Annotated in this window: 11 protein-coding genes; 4 read left to right on the top strand and 7 right to left on the bottom strand. The window is 73.8% G+C overall.

All coding sequences use genetic code 11. From position 1 onward, the window contains the following. Positions 1 to 49: 49 nt before the first annotated feature. Positions 50 to 2,617, bottom strand: coding sequence for a CHAT domain-containing protein (locus tag F3L20_RS15445; RefSeq protein ID WP_240810940.1), 2,568 nt, complete (start codon positions 2,615 to 2,617; stop codon positions 50 to 52). Between the two features lie 166 nt (positions 2,618 to 2,783). Here F3L20_RS15445 and F3L20_RS15450 point away from each other — a divergent pair, with 166 nt between their 5' ends. The 3 genes from F3L20_RS15450 to F3L20_RS15460 are packed head-to-tail and all read left to right on the top strand — an operon-like array spanning position 2,784 to position 5,331. Continuing rightward, a complete protein-coding gene (locus F3L20_RS15450; RefSeq protein WP_150154883.1) occupies positions 2,784 to 4,217 on the top strand; it encodes a S8/S53 family peptidase in 1,434 nt (477 codons plus the stop codon). Between the two features lie 59 nt (positions 4,218 to 4,276). Beyond that, positions 4,277 to 4,852 (top strand): RNA polymerase sigma factor, encoded by a 576-nt coding sequence (locus F3L20_RS15455; protein WP_150154884.1) that lies wholly within the window; start codon positions 4,277 to 4,279, stop codon positions 4,850 to 4,852. Between the two features lie 5 nt (positions 4,853 to 4,857). Next, positions 4,858 to 5,331, top strand: a complete 474-nt coding sequence (locus F3L20_RS15460) for a hypothetical protein (protein WP_150154885.1) — start codon at positions 4,858 to 4,860, stop codon at positions 5,329 to 5,331. 199 nt (positions 5,332 to 5,530) lie between these two features. Here F3L20_RS15460 and F3L20_RS15465 read toward each other — a convergent pair whose 3' ends face one another. From F3L20_RS15465 to F3L20_RS15485, 5 genes are all read right to left on the bottom strand, one after another. Then, entirely contained in the window at positions 5,531 to 6,322 is a 792-nt protein-coding gene (locus F3L20_RS15465; RefSeq protein WP_150154886.1) for an N-formylglutamate amidohydrolase, read from the bottom strand. Between the two features lie 190 nt (positions 6,323 to 6,512). Then, positions 6,513 to 8,732: an NADP-dependent isocitrate dehydrogenase gene (locus F3L20_RS15470; protein WP_150154887.1), complete on the bottom strand. Its 2,220-nt coding sequence runs from the start codon at positions 8,730 to 8,732 to the stop codon at positions 6,513 to 6,515. A gap of 216 nt (positions 8,733 to 8,948) precedes the next feature. After that, positions 8,949 to 10,046 carry a mechanosensitive ion channel family protein gene (locus tag F3L20_RS15475; protein WP_167534530.1) on the bottom strand — a complete coding sequence of 366 codons (1,098 nt, stop codon included), beginning with the start codon at positions 10,044 to 10,046 and terminating at the stop codon, positions 8,949 to 8,951. 193 nt (positions 10,047 to 10,239) lie between these two features. Then, positions 10,240 to 11,004 carry a crotonase/enoyl-CoA hydratase family protein gene (locus tag F3L20_RS15480; RefSeq protein WP_150154888.1) on the bottom strand — a complete coding sequence of 255 codons (765 nt, stop codon included), beginning with the start codon at positions 11,002 to 11,004 and terminating at the stop codon, positions 10,240 to 10,242. 653 nt (positions 11,005 to 11,657) lie between these two features. Beyond that, on the bottom strand, positions 11,658 to 12,587 hold the full coding sequence (locus F3L20_RS15485; RefSeq protein ID WP_150154889.1) for a lysylphosphatidylglycerol synthase transmembrane domain-containing protein: 930 nt from the start codon (positions 12,585 to 12,587) through the stop codon (positions 11,658 to 11,660). Between the two features lie 147 nt (positions 12,588 to 12,734). On the opposite strand from F3L20_RS15485, the gene F3L20_RS15490 reads away from it, so the two are divergent. Beyond that, complete coding sequence (locus F3L20_RS15490; RefSeq protein WP_150157353.1) at positions 12,735 to 14,615, top strand: ABC transporter ATP-binding protein; 1,881 nt, start codon at positions 12,735 to 12,737, stop codon at positions 14,613 to 14,615. A gap of 123 nt (positions 14,616 to 14,738) precedes the next feature. Here F3L20_RS15490 and secD read toward each other — a convergent pair whose 3' ends face one another. Continuing rightward, a complete protein-coding gene (gene secD / locus F3L20_RS15495; RefSeq protein WP_167534531.1) occupies positions 14,739 to 17,048 on the bottom strand; it encodes a protein translocase subunit SecD in 2,310 nt (769 codons plus the stop codon). Between the last annotated feature and the right edge of the window lie 62 nt (positions 17,049 to 17,110).

Raw genomic sequence — 17,110 nt, forward strand, 5'->3', positions numbered from 1 at the left:
CTGGCTCGTCCACGCATGCGTCAACTTCTCCCATGTCGCACCACGCCTCTCACGCCGCGCCGAACGCAGTGAACGCCCAGCCCGTGGCCCGGTGCAGGGCGTCCTGGGGGAGAGCTGCCCGGGCGTCGCGCAGCGCTTCCGCGAGGGGCAGGCCCGCCTCCAGGCCCTCGTGGAGCGCCAGCATCAGCGGGACGACCGCCGCGTCGTTGACCGGGGCGCTGCACGCCACCACCCCCGCCGTGCCCAGCGGCAGCAACGCCGTGACCAGGCCGAGGAGTTCGTCCGCGCCGACGGTGGCGAAGCGGGCGGTGTCGCAGCAGGACAGGATGATCCGGTACGGGCTGCGGCCGAGCCGCTCGAAGTCGTGCACGATCAGCGGACCGTCCGCCATCCGCAGCGCCGAGAACATCGGGCCGTCCGTACGGAACGTGCCGTGCGCGGCGATGTGCGCCAGCCCGGCACCGTCCAGTTCCGCCAGCACACGCGGCACGGACGCGTCCCGGTGCTCCAGCACCGTGGCCCCGCCGTAGCGGTCGGCCAGCCGGGTCACCTCCGCGCCGCCCGTGGCGAGTCCGGGCCCACGCACCAGTACCTGGCGTCCGCCGCGAGGCGGCACCGTCTCCCGCGCACGCAGCCAACTGCTGGCGGACGGCGACACGCTGACCACCCGCTCCCGCAGCGACGGCAGCAGCGCCCACGGCACTCGGTGCAGCCGCCCCGGCGGCACGATCACCAGGGGACCGTCACCGAGGTGCGTCACAGCGGGACCGAGCAGCAGTTCCTCCAGGCGGCGGCCCGCCGCCTCCACCACCGGCAGCCGCGCCTGCGCCCCCGGATGCGCCAGCCGCCGCAGTCCCGCCTGGACGTGTTCGGCCTCCGTCTCCGCCGCCGCCAGCAGTCCCGCCTCGAACCGGCGCACCCTGCCCCGCCCGCACAGCAGCACCTGCACCCGCCCGTCGACCACGGCCAGCTCCACCAGCCGTACGCCGTCCCCCAGACGCTCCAGCAGACGGCCGGCGTCGAAACGGTCGCCGCCGTGGGGCGCCTCGGCCCGCATGTGGAGGGTGCGGGAGCGGATTTCCCGCTCCAGGCGCCGTTGGTCCCGCTCCAGGGCCGGCATCGGCCGGCCCTCCATCCGGGTCGCCTCCGCGCGGGCGGCGATCTCCCGGTAGGCGGTCATGTGCCGGAGCAGCTCAGGGTCGGCCGGCGGCCGGGTCGGCGGCGCGGACAGCGCGGTGGCCCGCCAGCGTTCGCTCCACACCAGCAACCGCCGCGGCCCTCCCGACCGCAGGGCGGCCTGCTGCGCGAGCGCCGCAAGCTCCGCGCCCTGCGCGGTGGCCCGGGCCCGCAGCTCCGACGCGCCCAGCGTCATCCGGTGGTCGTCCAGCACGTCGAGGCCGCGCCGGCACGCCTCCAGCATCCCCCGCGTGGAGCCGGCCGCCCGGGCCCGCAGCGCCTGCGCCGCCCAGCCGGTCATCCGCGCCAGCGGCGGCCCGCTCCGTCTGCTGCGCGCGGCCACCGCCAGATACCGTTCCGCGTCCGCCGTGCGGCCGAGGCCGAGCGCCATCCGTCCGGCCAGCAAAAGCGCCTCCGGCGCGGCCGGCGCGCCGAGTTCCACCAGCCGCTCCGCGACCGCCGCCGCGTCCGCGACCAGCCGGCCCGAACGGCGACCGGCCGCGTGCCGGGCCCCGATCAGCACCAGTCGGGCATGCGCCTCCCACCAGGAGCGCCGCTGTCCCGCGAACAGCCGCACCGCGAGCGCCGCGCGCGCGATGGCCGTCGCCGGGTCGTCGGCCAGCCGGGCGGCCCGCGCGGCGGCCAGCAGCAGTTCCGCCTTGCGGGTGGACTGCCCGCCGATGGAGTCCAGCTCGGCGATCGCCGCGTCCGCCTCGGCCAGCGCCTCCGCCGCCAGACCGGCCGCCATCAGCACCTCGCAGCGCCGGATGCTCAGCATGAACGTCGGCGTGCCCAGCTTGGCGTACCGCTCCTCCGCCTCGTCCAGCAGCCGCAGCGCGGCCGGGACGTCACCGGACCGGAAGGCGGCCAGCCCCCGGCTCTCCACCGCGTCCGCCTTGTCGTGCTCCTGGTCCGTGACCGCCCACAGGTCCTCCGCCGACGCGAAGTCGGCGTCCGCCCGCTCCACCGCGCCCAGCGCCAGGTGCACCGTCGCCCGCAGCGTCAGCGCCCGCGCCGTCCAGATCACGTCCCCCGCCTGCCGCAGCACGGGGACGGCCCGCCGTACGTCCTCCAGGGCCTCCTTGTGGTGGCCCAGCACCCACCAGGAGTACGCCCGCCGGAACAGCACCCGGGCGCGTGTGTGGCCCGTGCCGCGCCGCACCCCCCGGCCCAGCGCGTCCAGGCCCTGCCGGGTGCGGCCCGAGTGCACCAGCGCGACCCCGAGCGTGGCGAGGACGTCCGCCTCCCGGTCGGCCGAGCCCGCGCGGGCCGCCCAGTCCCGCGCCCGGCGCAGATGGCGCAGGGCGAGCCGCATGTCCCCGAAGTCCCGCTGCCAGATGCCGATCACCTGGTGGGCGACCGAGGCGTGCAAGGGCTCGGGGCGGTGGCGCAGGACGGCCTCGGCCTTCGTCCGGGCCTCGCCGGGGGCGGCGAACACCATCGGCAGGAGGTCCTGCACCGCGTCGCTTCCGGCTGTCACCTCCACGATGGTAGTGGTCCGCAACCATGCCTCACAGATGTGGCGTTGTATCAGACGACCGTCCGGAGGCTCCAGTTCACGACAACTGCGCGGCCCCGGCCCCCGTCGACCGAGTGGAGGACACGCCATGGCGCCCCGGCGATTCCATGAGCAGTTCCGGCAGATCCAGCGCTCCATGCCCGACGTGCCGCTGGCCGTCGGACCCGACGACGCCGGGGAGTTCCTCTACGAGAAGGGCGTCGTCCTCGCCCGCGAGGGGGAGGAGGCCCAAGTCGTGGAGGACACCGTGCGCGGGCACTTCACCACCTTCGCCGCCGGTGTCCCGGACCGCGTGCGCCGGCTCGGCCCCGCGGCCAACCGCTCCGGCGTCGTCCGCATCCAGGTCTCCGACCCCGGCGAGGGCGATGCCGCCGGGGACCCGGCCGTCACGGGCGCGCTGCGCGCGCTGTCCGCGGTGCAGGGCCGCGTAGGACGGCGCATGGTCAGCCGCAACCACGTGGTGCACATCGCCGTCAACGCCTGCCCCGGCGACGAGCCGGTACCCGTGGCGCGCGACGCCGGCCCGAACCCGGCCGTCGCCGAGACCGACGGCGACCCGCCCGGGGACGCGGCCCGCGTCCTGGTCGTCGACACCGGCCTGATGCACGACTACCGCTCCTACCCGCCGCTCGCCCGCACCGTGGGGGACGCCCAGGTCGCCGAGTGCGACGACGACGGGATCCTCCAGCAGTACTGCGGACACGGCACGTTCATCGCCGGACTGGTCGCCGCCGTCGCCCCGCACACCGACATCACCGTCAGCGGCGCGCTCAACGACGCGGGGGCGGTGCTGGAGCACGAGTTCGGCGAGAAGCTCTTCGACGCCGTCGACGCGGGCGGCTGGCCGGACGTCCTCAGCCTTTCGGCGGGCACCTCCAACGGCCGCACCGACGGACTCCTCGGCATCGACGCCTTCATGCGCGAACTGCGGGACCGAGGCACCCTGTTGGTCGCCGCCGCGGGCAACAACGGCAGCGCCACGCCCTTCTGGCCCGCCGCCTACGCGGACCTCCCCGGCTACGAGGACACCGTGCTGTCCGTCGGAGCGCTGCGCGCCGACGGGGAGGCCGGCGCGTGCTTCAGCAACCACGGCGGCTGGGTGAAGGCCTACGCCCCCGGCGAGCGGCTGACCAGTGCCCTCACCGGCTTCGAGACGCCCGTCCCGTACGTCTACCAGCACTCCACCTACGACGCCTGCCGCTACGGCTTCACCTACGCCTGCACCTGCAACCACCCCCGTCACACGGGTGTGTTGAGCGAGGACGGCACGACCGCCAAGCCGGACCAGGTGATGTTCGAGGGGCTCGCCCAGTGGAGCGGCACCTCCTTCGCGACCCCGGTCGCGGTCGGCATGATCGCCTCGTACATGACGGCGCACGGGGTACGCGATCCGCGCGCGGCGCTCCGGCAACTGCTCGACGACGTAACCGAGTTCGCCGAAGTGCGCGGGGCGCACGTGCCCGCGCTGCTCCCGCCCACCTGGCGCCCCGTGCGCGCCACCGCGCCCACCGCGCGCCCATGATGATCGCCACCATCCCCTCCGCGGCGTACCATGACGTGCCGTACACGAGGGGTGGCACCGTGGAGCGTTCGGAAGTCGGCGCGTTGGTCCGGTCCGCTGTCGACGGCGACGCGGCGGCCTGGAAGGCGATCGTGGAAGGGCTCGGCCCGCTCGTGTGGTCCGTGGTGCGCGCGCACCGGCTCTCCGACGCCGACGCCCACGAGGTCTACCAGACCGTGTGGTTCCGCTTCACCCAGCACCTGGGCCGCATCCGGGAGCCGGAGAAGGCCGGCTCGTGGCTGGCCAGCACCGCGCGCCACGAGTGCCTGAAGGTGCACCGCGGCGCGCGCCGGCTGGTGCTGACGGACGACCCGCAGTTGCTGGACCGGGTCAGCGAGGACGGCGAACCGGAACAGTCGCTGCTGGAGTCGGAGGAGGCGGCCGCGCAGGGCGAGCGGGTACGGCGGCTGTGGCAGGAGTTCGAGGAACTCGGCGACCGCTGCCGCCAGTTGCTGCGCGTGCTGATCGCCTCGCCGCCGCCCAGTTATCAGGAGGTGTCCGCCGCGCTCGACATCGCGGTGGGCAGCATCGGGCCGATGCGCCAGCGCTGTCTGCGCCGGCTGCGGGCCCGGCTCGAGTCACGGGGGACGACGTGAGCGGCATGGACGACATGAGGGACGGGACAGGGCTCCAGGGTCCCGACGTGGACGACGAACTGCTGGAGGAGGAGCTGCGGCAGGCCGCGGCCGTCCTGGACCCGGTGCCCGCGGCGCTGCTCCAGAGCGCGGTCGACGCCTTCACGCTGGTCGACCTGGACGCCCGGGTCGCCGAGCTGACGTTCGACTCGCTGGCCGACGCGATCCCCGTGCGGGGGGCGGCGGACACGGCGCGCATGCTGACGTTCACGGCGGGCGAGGTCACCCTGGACGTGGAGGTGACCGGGAACGGACTGATCGGCCAGGTGCTGCCGCCGGGGCCCGCCCGCATCGAGGTGCTGGACGGCCCCCGGCCCGCCGCGTCGTTCACGGCCGACGACATGGGCCGCTTCACCGCGGACACCACCCCGTCCGGCCCGTTCGCCCTGCGCCTGCGCACCGACGACGACGTGGTCGTCACGGAGTGGCTCCGCGTCTGACCGACCCGAACACGGGGGTCCGGGCGCTGCCCGCCTGTTGACCGGGCGCTGTCGGATGCGGAACCGGGGCCGTCCGCCGCGGACCCGGTGCCGTGGACCTGGGGCTGTCCGCCGTGGACCGGCCCCGCTCGGCGCGGGCCCCGGTGTCGGGCGGCGGGTCCGGGGGAGCGCCTCGGCTGCCGCGGCGGCCCCCGCGGCGTCAGACCGCGTCGATCAGCGTGCCGAGTGCCGCCGCGAGGCGGGGCAGGCCCTCGTCTGCCGGGCCGCCCGGTTCGGTCATGTAGGTGTCACGGCGGATCTCCACCATCAGCGCGGACACCTCCGCCCGCCTGCCATAGAACGCGAGCGGCACGTACGTCCCCGCGAACGGGCTGTCCAGCCCCGTCTCCCCGCACGGCGCGAACGCCTCACGGGCGGCGGCGAGCAGTGCGGGCGGGGTGTGGAACGGGTCGGTGCCCAGGCACACCCCGGGCCGCGGCCCCTCCGCGTGCAGCTCGTACGGCAGCGGCGCGCTCGGGTAGGAGTGCACGTCGACGATCACGCACCGCCCGGTCGCCGCGAGCCGGCCGGCCACGGCCTCCGTCATGGCACGCGCGTACGGGTGGAAGTACCGCTCGACCAGCGGGGCGGCGTCGAAGCCGTCCGGCCGCAGCTCGTCCTTGTGGGTGGTCCGCGTGTACACCGCGCCCATGCCCACGGCGAGCATCTCCTCCCGTTCGTCCGGGAACCGCTCGGGGTCCACGACCAGACGCGAGAGCCGGTTCACGAACCGCCACGGGGTGACGCCGGCCGCGCGGGCCGCCGCATCCGCGATCGACGCGGTGTGCGCGTCGGTGATGTGGTCCAGCTCGTGCTCCAGCGCGGCGTCGTCCAGGACGATGCCGGACCGGACGTCGGCCGGTATCTCCCGGGCGGAGTGCGGCACGTGCAGGATCACCGGGGAGGCGGGGTCCCCGGGAAGGAGGTCGAACGAGGGCGGCACGACGGTCATGCGCTGCTCCGAAGGTGCTGTCGGTGGTTACGGACGATCAAGGTGCCACACGCCACTGACAACTGCCCTCGAGCGACCGCCCGGGGGAGCCGGACCCCGAGGAGCCGGACCGAGGGGAGCCGGACCCCGGACAGGGCTCCGCCCCGGCCGGGCGGGTCGCCGGCCGGGGCGGAGCGCAGGGGTGTCCGGGTCAGCTGAGGGACGCCAGCGCCTCGTTCCACGTGGCGGACGGACGCATCACCGCGGCGGCCTTGGCCGGGTCGGGCTGGAAGTAGCCGCCGATCTCGGCGGGCTTGCCCTGGACGGAGTTCAGCTCCTCGACGATCTTCGCCTCGTTGGCGGCGAGGGTCTCGGCGAGCGGGGCGAAGGCCTTCGCGAGGTCCGCGTCCTCGGTCTGCGCGGCCAGCTCCTGCGCCCAGTACAGGGACAGGTAGAAGTGGCTGCCGCGGTTGTCGATGCCGCCGACGCGACGGGTCGGGGACTTGTCCTCGTTGAGGAAGGTCGCCGTGGCGCGGTCGAGGGCGTCGGCGAGGACCTTGGCGCGGGTGTTGCCGGTGGCCTCGGCGTACTGCTCCAGCGACGGCACCAGCGCGAAGAACTCACCGAGGGAGTCCCAGCGCAGGTAGTTCTCCTTGACCAGCTGCTGCACGTGCTTCGGCGCCGAGCCGCCGGCGCCCGTCTCGAACAGGCCGCCGCCCGCCATCAGCGGGACCACCGACAGCATCTTGGCGCTGGTGCCCAGCTCCAGGATCGGGAACAGGTCGGTCAGGTAGTCGCGCAGCACGTTGCCGGTGACCGAGATGGTGTTCTCGCCGCGGCGGATGCGCTCCACCGACAGCTTGGTCGCCTCGACCGGGTTGAGGATCCGGATGTCCAGGCCCTCGGTGTCGTGCTCCGGCAGGTACTCCTTGACCTTGGCGATCAGGTTGGCGTCGTGCGCGCGGGTCTCGTCCAGCCAGAAGACGGCCGGGTCACCGGTGGCGCGGGCGCGCGTGACGGCCAGCTTCACCCAGTCGCGGATCGGGGCGTCCTTGGTCTGGCAGGCGCGGAAGATGTCACCGGCGGAGACGGCCTGCTCGATGAGCACGTCGCCGTTGCCGTCGACCAGACGGACGGTGCCCGTGGTGGGGATCTCGAAGGTCTTGTCGTGGCTGCCGTACTCCTCGGCCTTCTGCGCCATCAGACCGACGTTCGGGACCGAGCCCATGGTGGACGGGTCGTAGGCGCCGTTGGCGCGGCAGTCGTCGATCACGGCCTGGTAGACGCCGGCGTAGCTGGAGTCCGGGAGCACCGCGAGGGTGTCGGCCTCCTGGCCGTCGGGGCCCCACATGTGACCGGAGGTGCGGATCATGGCCGGCATGGAGGCGTCCACGATGACGTCCGAGGGGACGTGCAGGTTGGTGATGCCCTTGTCGGAGTCGACCATCGCCAGCTTCGGGCCCTCGGCGAGCTCCGCGTCGAAGGACGCCTTGATCTCGGCACCCTCGGGCAGGCTCTCCAGGCCCTTGTAGATGCCGCCGAGGCCGTCGTTCGGGGTGAGACCGGCCGCGGCCAGCTTGTCGCCGTACTGCGCGAACGTCTTCGGGAAGAAGGCGCGCACCACGTGGCCGAAGACGATGGGGTCGGAGACCTTCATCATCGTGGCCTTCAGGTGCACGGAGAACAGCACGCCCTCTTGCTTGGCGCGGGCGACCTGCGCGGTCAGGAACTCGCGCAGCGCGGCGACACGCATCACGGAGGCGTCGACGACCTCGCCCTTGAGGACGGGCACCGACTCGCGCAGCACGGTGGTGGAGCCGTCGTCGCCCTTGAGCTCGATGCGCAGCGCACCGTCCTCGGCGATGACGGCCGACTTCTCGGTGGAGCGGAAGTCGTCCTGGCCCATTGTGGCGACGTTGGTCCTGGACTCGGCGGTCCAGGCGCCCATGCGGTGCGGGTGGGACTTCGCGTAGTTCTTGACCGAGGCGGGGGCGCGGCGGTCGGAGTTGCCCTCACGCAGGACCGGGTTCACAGCGGAACCCTTGATCTTGTCGTAGCGGGCGCGGATCTCGCGCTCCTCGTCGGTCTTCGGGTCGTCCGGGTAGTCCGGCAGCGCGTAGCCCTGCCCCTGCAGCTCGGCGATCGCGGCCTTGAGCTGCGGGATCGAGGCCGAGATGTTGGGCAGCTTGATGATGTTGGCCGCGGGGGTCTTCGCCAGCTCACCGAGCTCGGCGAGGGCGTCCGGGATGCGCTGGTCCTCGGTGAGGTACTCCGGGAACACGGCGATGATGCGTCCGGCCAGGGAGATGTCCCGCGTCTCCACGGAGACGCCCGCCTGCGAGGCGTACGCCTGGACCACCGGCAGGAAGGAATACGTCGCCAGGGCCGGGGCCTCGTCAGTGTGCGTATAGATGATGGTCGAGTCAGTCACCGGGTGCTCCGCTCCACGTCTGCAACATTGCTCGACATCAAGATATCTTGTGACGGCCCGCGGCTCGACAGGGGTCCACGCGGAGTTTCCGCGGGAGCGCCCCGTGGGGGCGCGGGGAACCGCGCGAACGGGGCCCGGGGCGGAGCCCCGAAACCCGCCGCCGGCGGGTGCGCCGGGCCGCAGCGTCCAGCGGTTGCTGCGGCCCGCCGACGTCCGTCAGACCGGCCGCCCCGTGGTCATGTCGTCCACCGCCGTCGACCCGTCCCGCTGGGACGGAATCAGCACCGTCCCCTGCTGAAGGGCGACCGTCCGGGCGGGGGACGGAATCCGGATGCCCTCCTCGCGGTAGCGCCGGTGCAGGCGCTTGATGAACTCGTGCTTGATCCGGTACTGGTCGCTGAACTCGGCGACGCCGAGGATCACGGTGAACCCGATGCGCGAGTCACCGAAGGTGTGGAAGCGCACCGCCGGCTCGTGCTCCGGCACGGCACCGGTGATCTCGGTCATCACGTCCGCGACGACCTCCATGGTCACCCGCTCCACATGCTCCAGATCACTGTCGTACGACACCCCGGCCTGCACCAGGATCGTCAGCTGCTGCTGGGGCCGCATGAAGTTGGTCATGTTGGACTTGGCGAGCTGGCCGTTGGGCACGACCACCAGGTTGTTGGACAGCTCACGCACGGTCGTCTGACGCCAGTTGATGTCCTCGACGTAGCCCTCCTCGCCGCTGCTCAGCCGAATGTAGTCCCCGGGCTGCACGGTCTTGGAAGCGAGGATGTGGATGCCGGCGAAGAGGTTCGCGAGCGTGTCCTGCAGCGCCAGCGCGACCGCCAGACCGCCGACGCCCAGGGCGGTGAGCAGTGGGGCGATGGAGATGCCCAGCGTCTGCAGCCCGATCAGGAAGCCGATGGCGAGGACCAGGATCCGGGTGATGTTCACGAAGATCGTCGCCGACCCGGCCACGCCGGACCGCGACTGGGTGACCGACCGGACCAGGTCCGCCACCACCCGGGCGGCCGCCACGGTCGCGACGAGGATCACCGTCAGGGTCAGCACCTGGTTGACCGTGTGCTGCACGGCCCGGGTCAGCGGCAGCGCCGCCGCCGCGGAGGCCGCACCGCCCGCGACGGCGGCCCACGGCGCGACCATGCGCAGCGCGTCCACCAGGACGTCGTCGCCGCGCCAGGCGGTGCGCTCGGCGTGCCGCGCCAGCCAGCGCAGCAGCATCCGGAGCAGGAACGCCGCCAGGACACCGGCGGCGAGGGCGATTCCGGCGTGCGCCAGATCGTCCACGGTGAGGGAGCGGGTCACCGCTCACCCCCCGCGCACCCCTGGGCCGACGGCCGTGTCTCCTGGGCCGGGGGCCGTATGTGAAGTCGTGTCACGTGATGTCACCTGCTCGAGGTATACGGGATTCACCGGTGCCGCACCCGCTGCGACCTGCGACCGGCACCGAACGCTCATCCTGCCGTATCCCGAGAGGCAGTTCGTACCACGGCCGGTCTCACAGGCCGTCGAACGAGCCGTGCCGGCCGGCTCCCGACGCGAACCGGGCCGCGCCGTCCGCGCTCTGCGCCAACACCCCGGCACCGCGCCGCAGTTCGCCGGCGAGCGCGGCTCCCTCGTCGAGCCCCTCCTGCTCCAGCACCGAGGCGCGGTCGGACCGCAGGCACGCCTGCGGGAACCGGGCCAGGCCGGCGGCCAGTTCCTCCGCCTCGGCGCGGGCGCGCCCCGTGGGCACCACCCGGTTGGCCAGCCCCGTCGCGTACGCCTCGGCCGCGGCCACCGGGCGTCCGGTGAGAATCATGTCCATGGCCCTGCTCGTGCCGATCAGACGGGGCAGCCGTACGGTGCCGCCGTCGATCAGCGGCACGCCCCAACGGCGGCAGTACACGCCGAAGACGGCGTCCTCCTCGGCCACCCGCAGATCGCACCAGAGCGCCAGCTCCAGCCCGCCCGCCACCGCGTGCCCGGACACCGCGGCGATCACCGGCTTGGACAGCCGCATACGGGTCGGCCCCATCGGCCCGTCACCGTCCTCGGCGACCCGGTTGGCGCGCTCCGTGCCCAGCGCCTTCAGGTCGGCGCCCGCGCAGAACGTGCCGCCCTCGCCCCACAGCACGGCCACCCGCGCTCCGTCGTCCGCCTCGAACGCCCGGAAGGCGTCGGCGAGTTCGGTGGCCGTCGGCCCGTCCACCGCGTTGCGCACCTCGGGGCGGGACAGCACGACCGTGGTGACGGCTCCCCGGCGTTCGATCCGTACGGGCATGACAGGGTCCCTTCCATGGCTGGGACCGGGACGTTACCCGCCCCGGGCGCAGGATGATCCACCCGCGCGCCGGATCAACCTCGAGGGCGGTGACCCGGTCGCCGGGTCACCGCCCGCGCGCGTCGGTATCACCGGCAGTCCCCGCCCGGGCGCCGGATCACCTTCCGCACCCGCCCTCGGTCGCCGGACTGCCCCCAGCAGCCGCGCCCCGCGCCGCATGTGCCGTTCTCGACGGCCCGCGTCAGGCAACAGACAGGAGCCGCCTGGTGCGCCGACCCCACCTCGGCGGCTGCCCGCCCGGTGGGCGACCGTCGGCAGCCGCCCGCATCGGGGACGCCGCCACCCTCTGTCCCCGCCGGGGAAACCGTCAGCCCCGGCCCCACGGCGGACCCTAGTTGGCCTCCGTCGGTCCGGGGGTCGGCCCCGGCCCCCACGGCGAACCCCCGTTGGACTCCGCCCGCCCCGGGAGCCTCGTCCGCACCCGACCCACCCTCGGTCCGGGGGTCGGCCCCGGCCCCCACGGCGAACCCCCGTTGGACTCCGCCCGCCCCGGGAGCCTCCTCAGCACCCGACCCCACCGGCACCGCCCGCACGCGCCCCACCGGGGAGACTGTCCGCACCCACCCACCGGGGACCGTGGGCACCAACTCCCGTCAGATCACCTTCAGCCGCACCAGTGCCGCCAGCGTCACCGCGCCCGGCAGCAAGGGCAGCCATACCGTGATGAGGCGGAAGACCAGGACCACCGCCGTGGCCACCGCCGCGGCCCCGCCGACCGCCACCAGCGCCACGACCAGCGCCGCCTCCACCGAGCCGATCCCGCCCGGGGTGGGTACCAGGGCCACCGCCACCGTCGCCGCCAGATACGCCACCGCCAGGTGCGCGGCCGGTACCGACAGTCCGAACGCCTGCGCCACCAGCACCAGTACGCCGGCCTGCAGCGCCGGGAAGGCCAGCGCCCCGCCCCACAGCGCCAGCGCCCGCGCCGGACGGACGTGCACCGACCGCGCCTCGCCCAACGCCGTCCGCAGGAACCCGCCCACCACCGTCCGCACCCGCCGTACGGAGGCCAGCGCGCCCACCACGCCGGCCAGCACCGCGCCCCCGACGAGGAACGCCCCGACCGGAACCTCGTCCGGCAGCAGCGAGCCGAACGGCAGCGCGTCCGGGAACACCACGAGCAAGGCGCCCAGCAGGCCCACCCGCCCGACGCACTCCGCCAGCAGATACAGCGCCAGCGCGGCCGAGGACCGGGCCGGGCTGAGCCCGCACACGGCCATGAAGCGCAGGTTGACCGCGCTCGCGCCCAGCCCCGTGGGCAACAGGTGGTTCGCCGCGCCCGCCGCGAACTGGGTCGCCAACAGCCGCCGCCCGGGCAGCCGTTCGAGGACCGCGCCCTGCCGGGTGCACGCGGCGGCCACCCACGTCAGACACGTCAGGCCGGCCGCGGCCAGCAGCCAGGGCCAGCGCGCGGTCGCCAGCAGTCCGAACCCCTCGGACAACACCGCCCGCTGCCGCACCGCGACCACGGTCACGAGGAGCAGCGGCAGTACGCACAGCACACGGCGGATCGTCACCGTCATGGCCCCCGAGGATGACCGGTCCGCGCGAACGGCGGGTTGCGACAGGCCGGACGCACGGCGAAGACCCCCGTTCGCGCGCCGGGCCGGCGGGACGGCCGTCTCCTTGACCTCAATCATGCTTGAGGTCATAGCGTCACGTCCATGAGCATGGAGACCACCGCGTGGGCACAACTGCGCAGCGTCATGACCGCCGAGGAGGGGCACCGCCCCGTCACCCGGGACACCCTGCGCCGGATCGGCGCCTTCGCCCGCCCGCACCGCCGCCGGCTGGTCCTGTTCGTGCTCCTCGGCACGGCGACCGCGGCACTCGCCGTCGCCACCCCCGTCCTCGCCGGGCGGGTCGTGAACACCGTCGTGTCGGACGGGGATCCGGCCATGGTGGTGCGTCTGGCGCTGCTCATCGCCCTGATCGCGGTGGTGGAGGCGGTCCTCGGCGTACTGGGGCGGAGGTTGTCGGCGGCCCTCGGGGAGGACCTCATCCTGGGGCTGCGGACGGCGGTCTTCGACCATGTGCAGCGGATGCCGGTGGCGTTCTTCACACGCACCCGTACGGGAGCGCTCGTCTCCCGTCTCAACAACGACGTGATCGGCGCCCAGCGGGCGTTCAGCACCACCCTGTCGACGGTCGTCGGCAACATGGTCACCCTGGTGCTCACCCTCGGGGTGATGCTGACCCTGTCCTGGCAGATCACCCTGCTGTCGCTGGTGCTGCTGCCGGTGTTCGTGATCCCGGCCCGCCGCATGGGCCGCCGTATGGCCGGACTCCAGCGGGAGGCCGCCGCCCTCAACGCGGCCATGGGGACGCGGATGACGGAGCGGTTCTCCGCGCCCGGCGCCACCCTGGTGAAACTGTTCGGGCGGCCCGAGGAGGAGTCCGAGGAGTTCATGGAACGCGCCCGCCGGGTGCGGGACATCGGGGTGCGTACGGCCACCGCCCAGACGGTGTTCATCACCGCGCTCACCCTCGTCTCCGCCCTCGCCCTCGCCCTGGTGTACGGCCTCGGCGGCCGGCTCGCCCTGTCCGGCGCCCTCGACGCGGGCGCGGTGGTGGCGCTCGCGCTGCTGCTGACCCGCCTGTACGCGCCGCTGACCTCGCTGGCCGGGGCGCGGGTGGAGGTGATGAGCGCGCTGGTCAGCTTCGAGCGGGTCTTCGAGGTGCTGGACCTCGAACCCCTCATCCGGGAGCGGCCCGACGCGCGTGAGGTCCCCGAGGGCCCGGTCGCGGTGGAGTTCGACGACGTCCGCTTCGGCTACCCGTCCGCCGACAAGGTGTCCCTGGCCTCCCTGGAGGAGGTCGCCACCCTCGACACGCGCGGCGGCGAGGAGGTGCTGCACGGCATCTCCTTCCGCGCCGAACCCGGGCAGACCGTCGCCCTCGTCGGCTCCTCCGGCGCCGGCAAGTCGACCGTCGCGGCCCTGCTGCCCCGGCTGTACGACGTCGACTCGGGCGCGGTGCGGGTGGGCGGCGCCGATGTCCGCGACCTGAGCGCGGCGTCGCTGCGGGCCACCGTCGGGATGGTGACCCAGGACGGTCACCTCTTCCACGACACCGTCCGCGCCAACCTGCTGCTGGCCCGGCCGGACGCGGACGAGGCCGAACTGTGGGACGCGCTGCGGCGGGCGCGCCTCGACACGCTGGTGCGGGCGCTGCCCGACGGGCTGGACACGGTGGTCGGGGAACGCGGCTACCGGCTCTCCGGCGGTGAGCGGCAGCGCATGACGATCGCGCGGCTGCTGCTGGCGCGGCAGCGGGTGGTCGTCCTCGACGAGGCGACGGCCCACCTCGACAACACCTCGGAGGCGGCCGTGCAGGAGGCACTGGGGGAGGCGCTGGAGGGGCGGACGGCGGTGGTGATCGCCCACCGCCTGTCCACGGTCCGTGCGGCCGACCAGATCCTGGTCGTCGAGGCCGGCCACATCACCGAACGCGGAACGCACGAACAACTCCTGGCAGCGGACGGCCGCTACGCCGAGCTCCACCGGACCCAGTTCACCGAGGAGGAGGGGGCGGCGGAGGTGCCCGTGTGAGGGTGCCTGGCGTCGCGGGGAGCGCCGCGGGTGCGCGGGGGTCGCTCGCGCCGTTCCCCGCGCCCCCGAGGGGGCGCTATGCCGCCGTCGGCTTCCATGGCCGGCGGCGGCATAGCGCGTGGGTTACGGCCGGTGGCTCGTCGCCGCCGGCCGTCGCGGTCGCTCCCCGGCGCCGGAGGCCGGCTTCCGGGAGCCGCCGCTCCGCTTGCGGCCCCCCTTGCGTCCGCCCGCGCGGGCGTCCAGTTCGATGGCCAGAGGGGAGGCGGTCAGGACCGACGAGTACGTGCCGACGAGCATGCCGATCAGCAGGGCCAGCGCGAAGTCGGTGAGCGAGTCACCGCCCAGCAGCGCGAGCGCCGCCAGGATGAAGATCACGCCGATGCCCGTGTTCACCGTACGCGGCACCGTCTGCAGGATCGCCTGGTTGGTCACCTGCGCGAGCGGTGCCTTGGCGTCCTTGCGCCACAGCTCCCGGATGCGGTCGAACACCACCACGGAGTCGTTCACCGAGTAGCCGATCACGGTGAGCAGCGCCGCCAGGAACACGCCGTCGATCGGCTTGCCCAGCCAGGCGAAGATGCCGGTGACGATCACCACGTCGTGCGCCAGCGCGGCCACCGCCCCGGTGCCGAACATCCACCGGAACCGCACCGCCAGGTAGAGCAGCTGGGCGGCGAGCGCCAGGCCGAGCGCGATCAGCGCGTTGCGCCGCAGCTCGTCGCCGAGGCTCGGGCCGATCAGCTCGTCGCGGACCTTCTCCGCCCCGCCGCCGACCTCGGCGACGGTCTCGGCCACCTTGACCGCCTCCTCGTTGGTCAGCTCCTCCGTCCGCACCGTCAGACCGCTGTCACCGGAGGACTGCACGACGGCCTGCGGGAATCCGGCGTCGGCGAGGGCGGCGCGCGCCCGGTCCGGGTCGACGGTCTGCTCGGTGGAGTACTCGATCAGCCGGCCGCCGGTGAACTCCACACCGAAGTTCAGCCCGCGTACGAAGATGCCCGCGGCGGCGACGGCCAGCACCACGGCCGACACCGCCAGCCAGCGGCGCGGGCGGCGCATCAGCTGCGGGTCGCGTCGGGTGAGGAAGGCGCGGACCCGGCCGACGGAGGCCAGCCCCGTGACACCGGGACGCCGGTGCACCCAGCGGCGCGCCACCGCGAACTCCGCGAGCACCCGGGTGATCACCAGGGCGCTGATCATGGACGCCAGCACACCGATGCCCAGCGTGACGCCGAACCCCTTCACCGGCCCGGAGGCGAGCACGAACAGCAGCGCCGCCGCGATCAGCGTCGTCACGTTGGAGTCCGCGATCGCGCTGAACGCGCCCTTGAAACCGGCGGTCAGGGCCGAGCGCCCGCTGGGCCGGTTGCGTTTCGCGTACTCCTCCCGGGCCCGTTCGAAGACCAGCACGTTGGCGTCCACCGCCATGCCGATGGCCAGCACGAAACCGGCGAGACCGGGCAGGGTCAGGGTCGCGCCGAGCGCCGCCAGACCGGCGTACGAGATCAGGCCGTAGCAGAGCAGGGCCACGACGGCGAGCAGGCCCATGAGGCGGTAGACGACGACGACGAACAGCGCCGTCAGGGCGGTACCGGCTACGGCCGCCCAGGCGCTGGCCCGGATGGCCTCGGCGCCCAGCGTCGGGCCGACCGTCCGCTGCTCCACCGTCTCCACCGGCACCGGCAGGGCACCACCGTGCACGAGGAGCGCGAGTTCCTTCGCCTCGTCGCTGGTGAAGGAACCGGTGATCTGCGTCGACCCTCCGGTGATGCCCGCCCCGCAGGCCACCGACGGATCCACCTGCGGCGAGGAGATGATCTTGTTGTCGAGGACGATGGCCACCCGCCGCTGCGGGTCGCCCGCCGGATGGCAGGCGGCCTCACCGGTCAGCCGGGCCCATCCCTTGCCGTCCGCGAAGTCGACGGTGACGTGCCAGCCGGCACCGCTCTGCGGATCGAAGCGGGCCTCGGCGCTCTTCACGTCCTGGCCGCTGAGCGCGGCCCCGCCCAGGTGCAGCCGCTCGCCCGCCTCGTCGGGCAGCACGCGCTCGCCCTTCGGCAGCGCCCGGCCGTCCGCGGCGCCGGGGCCGAGGACGGGGTGGACGGAGAGCTGCGCGGTACGGCCCAGCACGTCGGCGGCCTGCCGCGGGTCCTGCACCCCCGGCAGCTCGACGATGATCCGGTTGTCACCGGAGCGGACGATGCCCGGCTCGGCGACGCCCAGCGCGTCGACCCGGCCGCGCAGGACCTCCAGGGTGCGGTCGGTGGCCTCGGAGTCGGCCTCGAGCGTCTCGGTCGAACGGGTCTCCAGCACGATCTGGGTGCCGCCGCGCAGATCCAGTCCCAGACGGACCGGAACGGTGACGGCGACGAACACGGACACGGCGATCACGGCAAGCGCGAACAACGCCCTGACGCGGGCGGGACGTTTCACAGATGCCTCCAGCAAGGCACACGTGCCCGTCGGCGGGCACGCGGAAGGTCGGAAGGGGACGG

Origin of the sequence: Streptomyces tendae, assembly GCF_008632955.1 — a bacterium.
Lineage (GTDB): Bacteria > Actinomycetota > Actinomycetes > Streptomycetales > Streptomycetaceae > Streptomyces.

Bases quoted from the DNA above. Each gene is read 5' to 3' on its own strand.
- F3L20_RS15445 (WP_240810940.1), bottom strand. From the start codon at position 2,617: ATGGTGTTCGCCGCCCCCGGCGAGGCCCGGACGAAGGCCGAGGCCGTC.
- F3L20_RS15450 (WP_150154883.1), top strand. From the start codon at position 2,784: ATGGCGCCCCGGCGATTCCATGAGCAGTTCCGGCAGATCCAGCGCTCC.
- F3L20_RS15460 (WP_150154885.1), top strand. From the start codon at position 4,858: ATGGACGACATGAGGGACGGGACAGGGCTCCAGGGTCCCGACGTGGAC.
- F3L20_RS15465 (WP_150154886.1), bottom strand. From the start codon at position 6,322: ATGACCGTCGTGCCGCCCTCGTTCGACCTCCTTCCCGGGGACCCCGCC.
- F3L20_RS15480 (WP_150154888.1), bottom strand. From the start codon at position 11,004: ATGCCCGTACGGATCGAACGCCGGGGAGCCGTCACCACGGTCGTGCTG.
- F3L20_RS15485 (WP_150154889.1), bottom strand. From the start codon at position 12,587: ATGACGGTGACGATCCGCCGTGTGCTGTGCGTACTGCCGCTGCTCCTC.
- F3L20_RS15490 (WP_150157353.1), top strand. From the start codon at position 12,735: ATGGAGACCACCGCGTGGGCACAACTGCGCAGCGTCATGACCGCCGAG.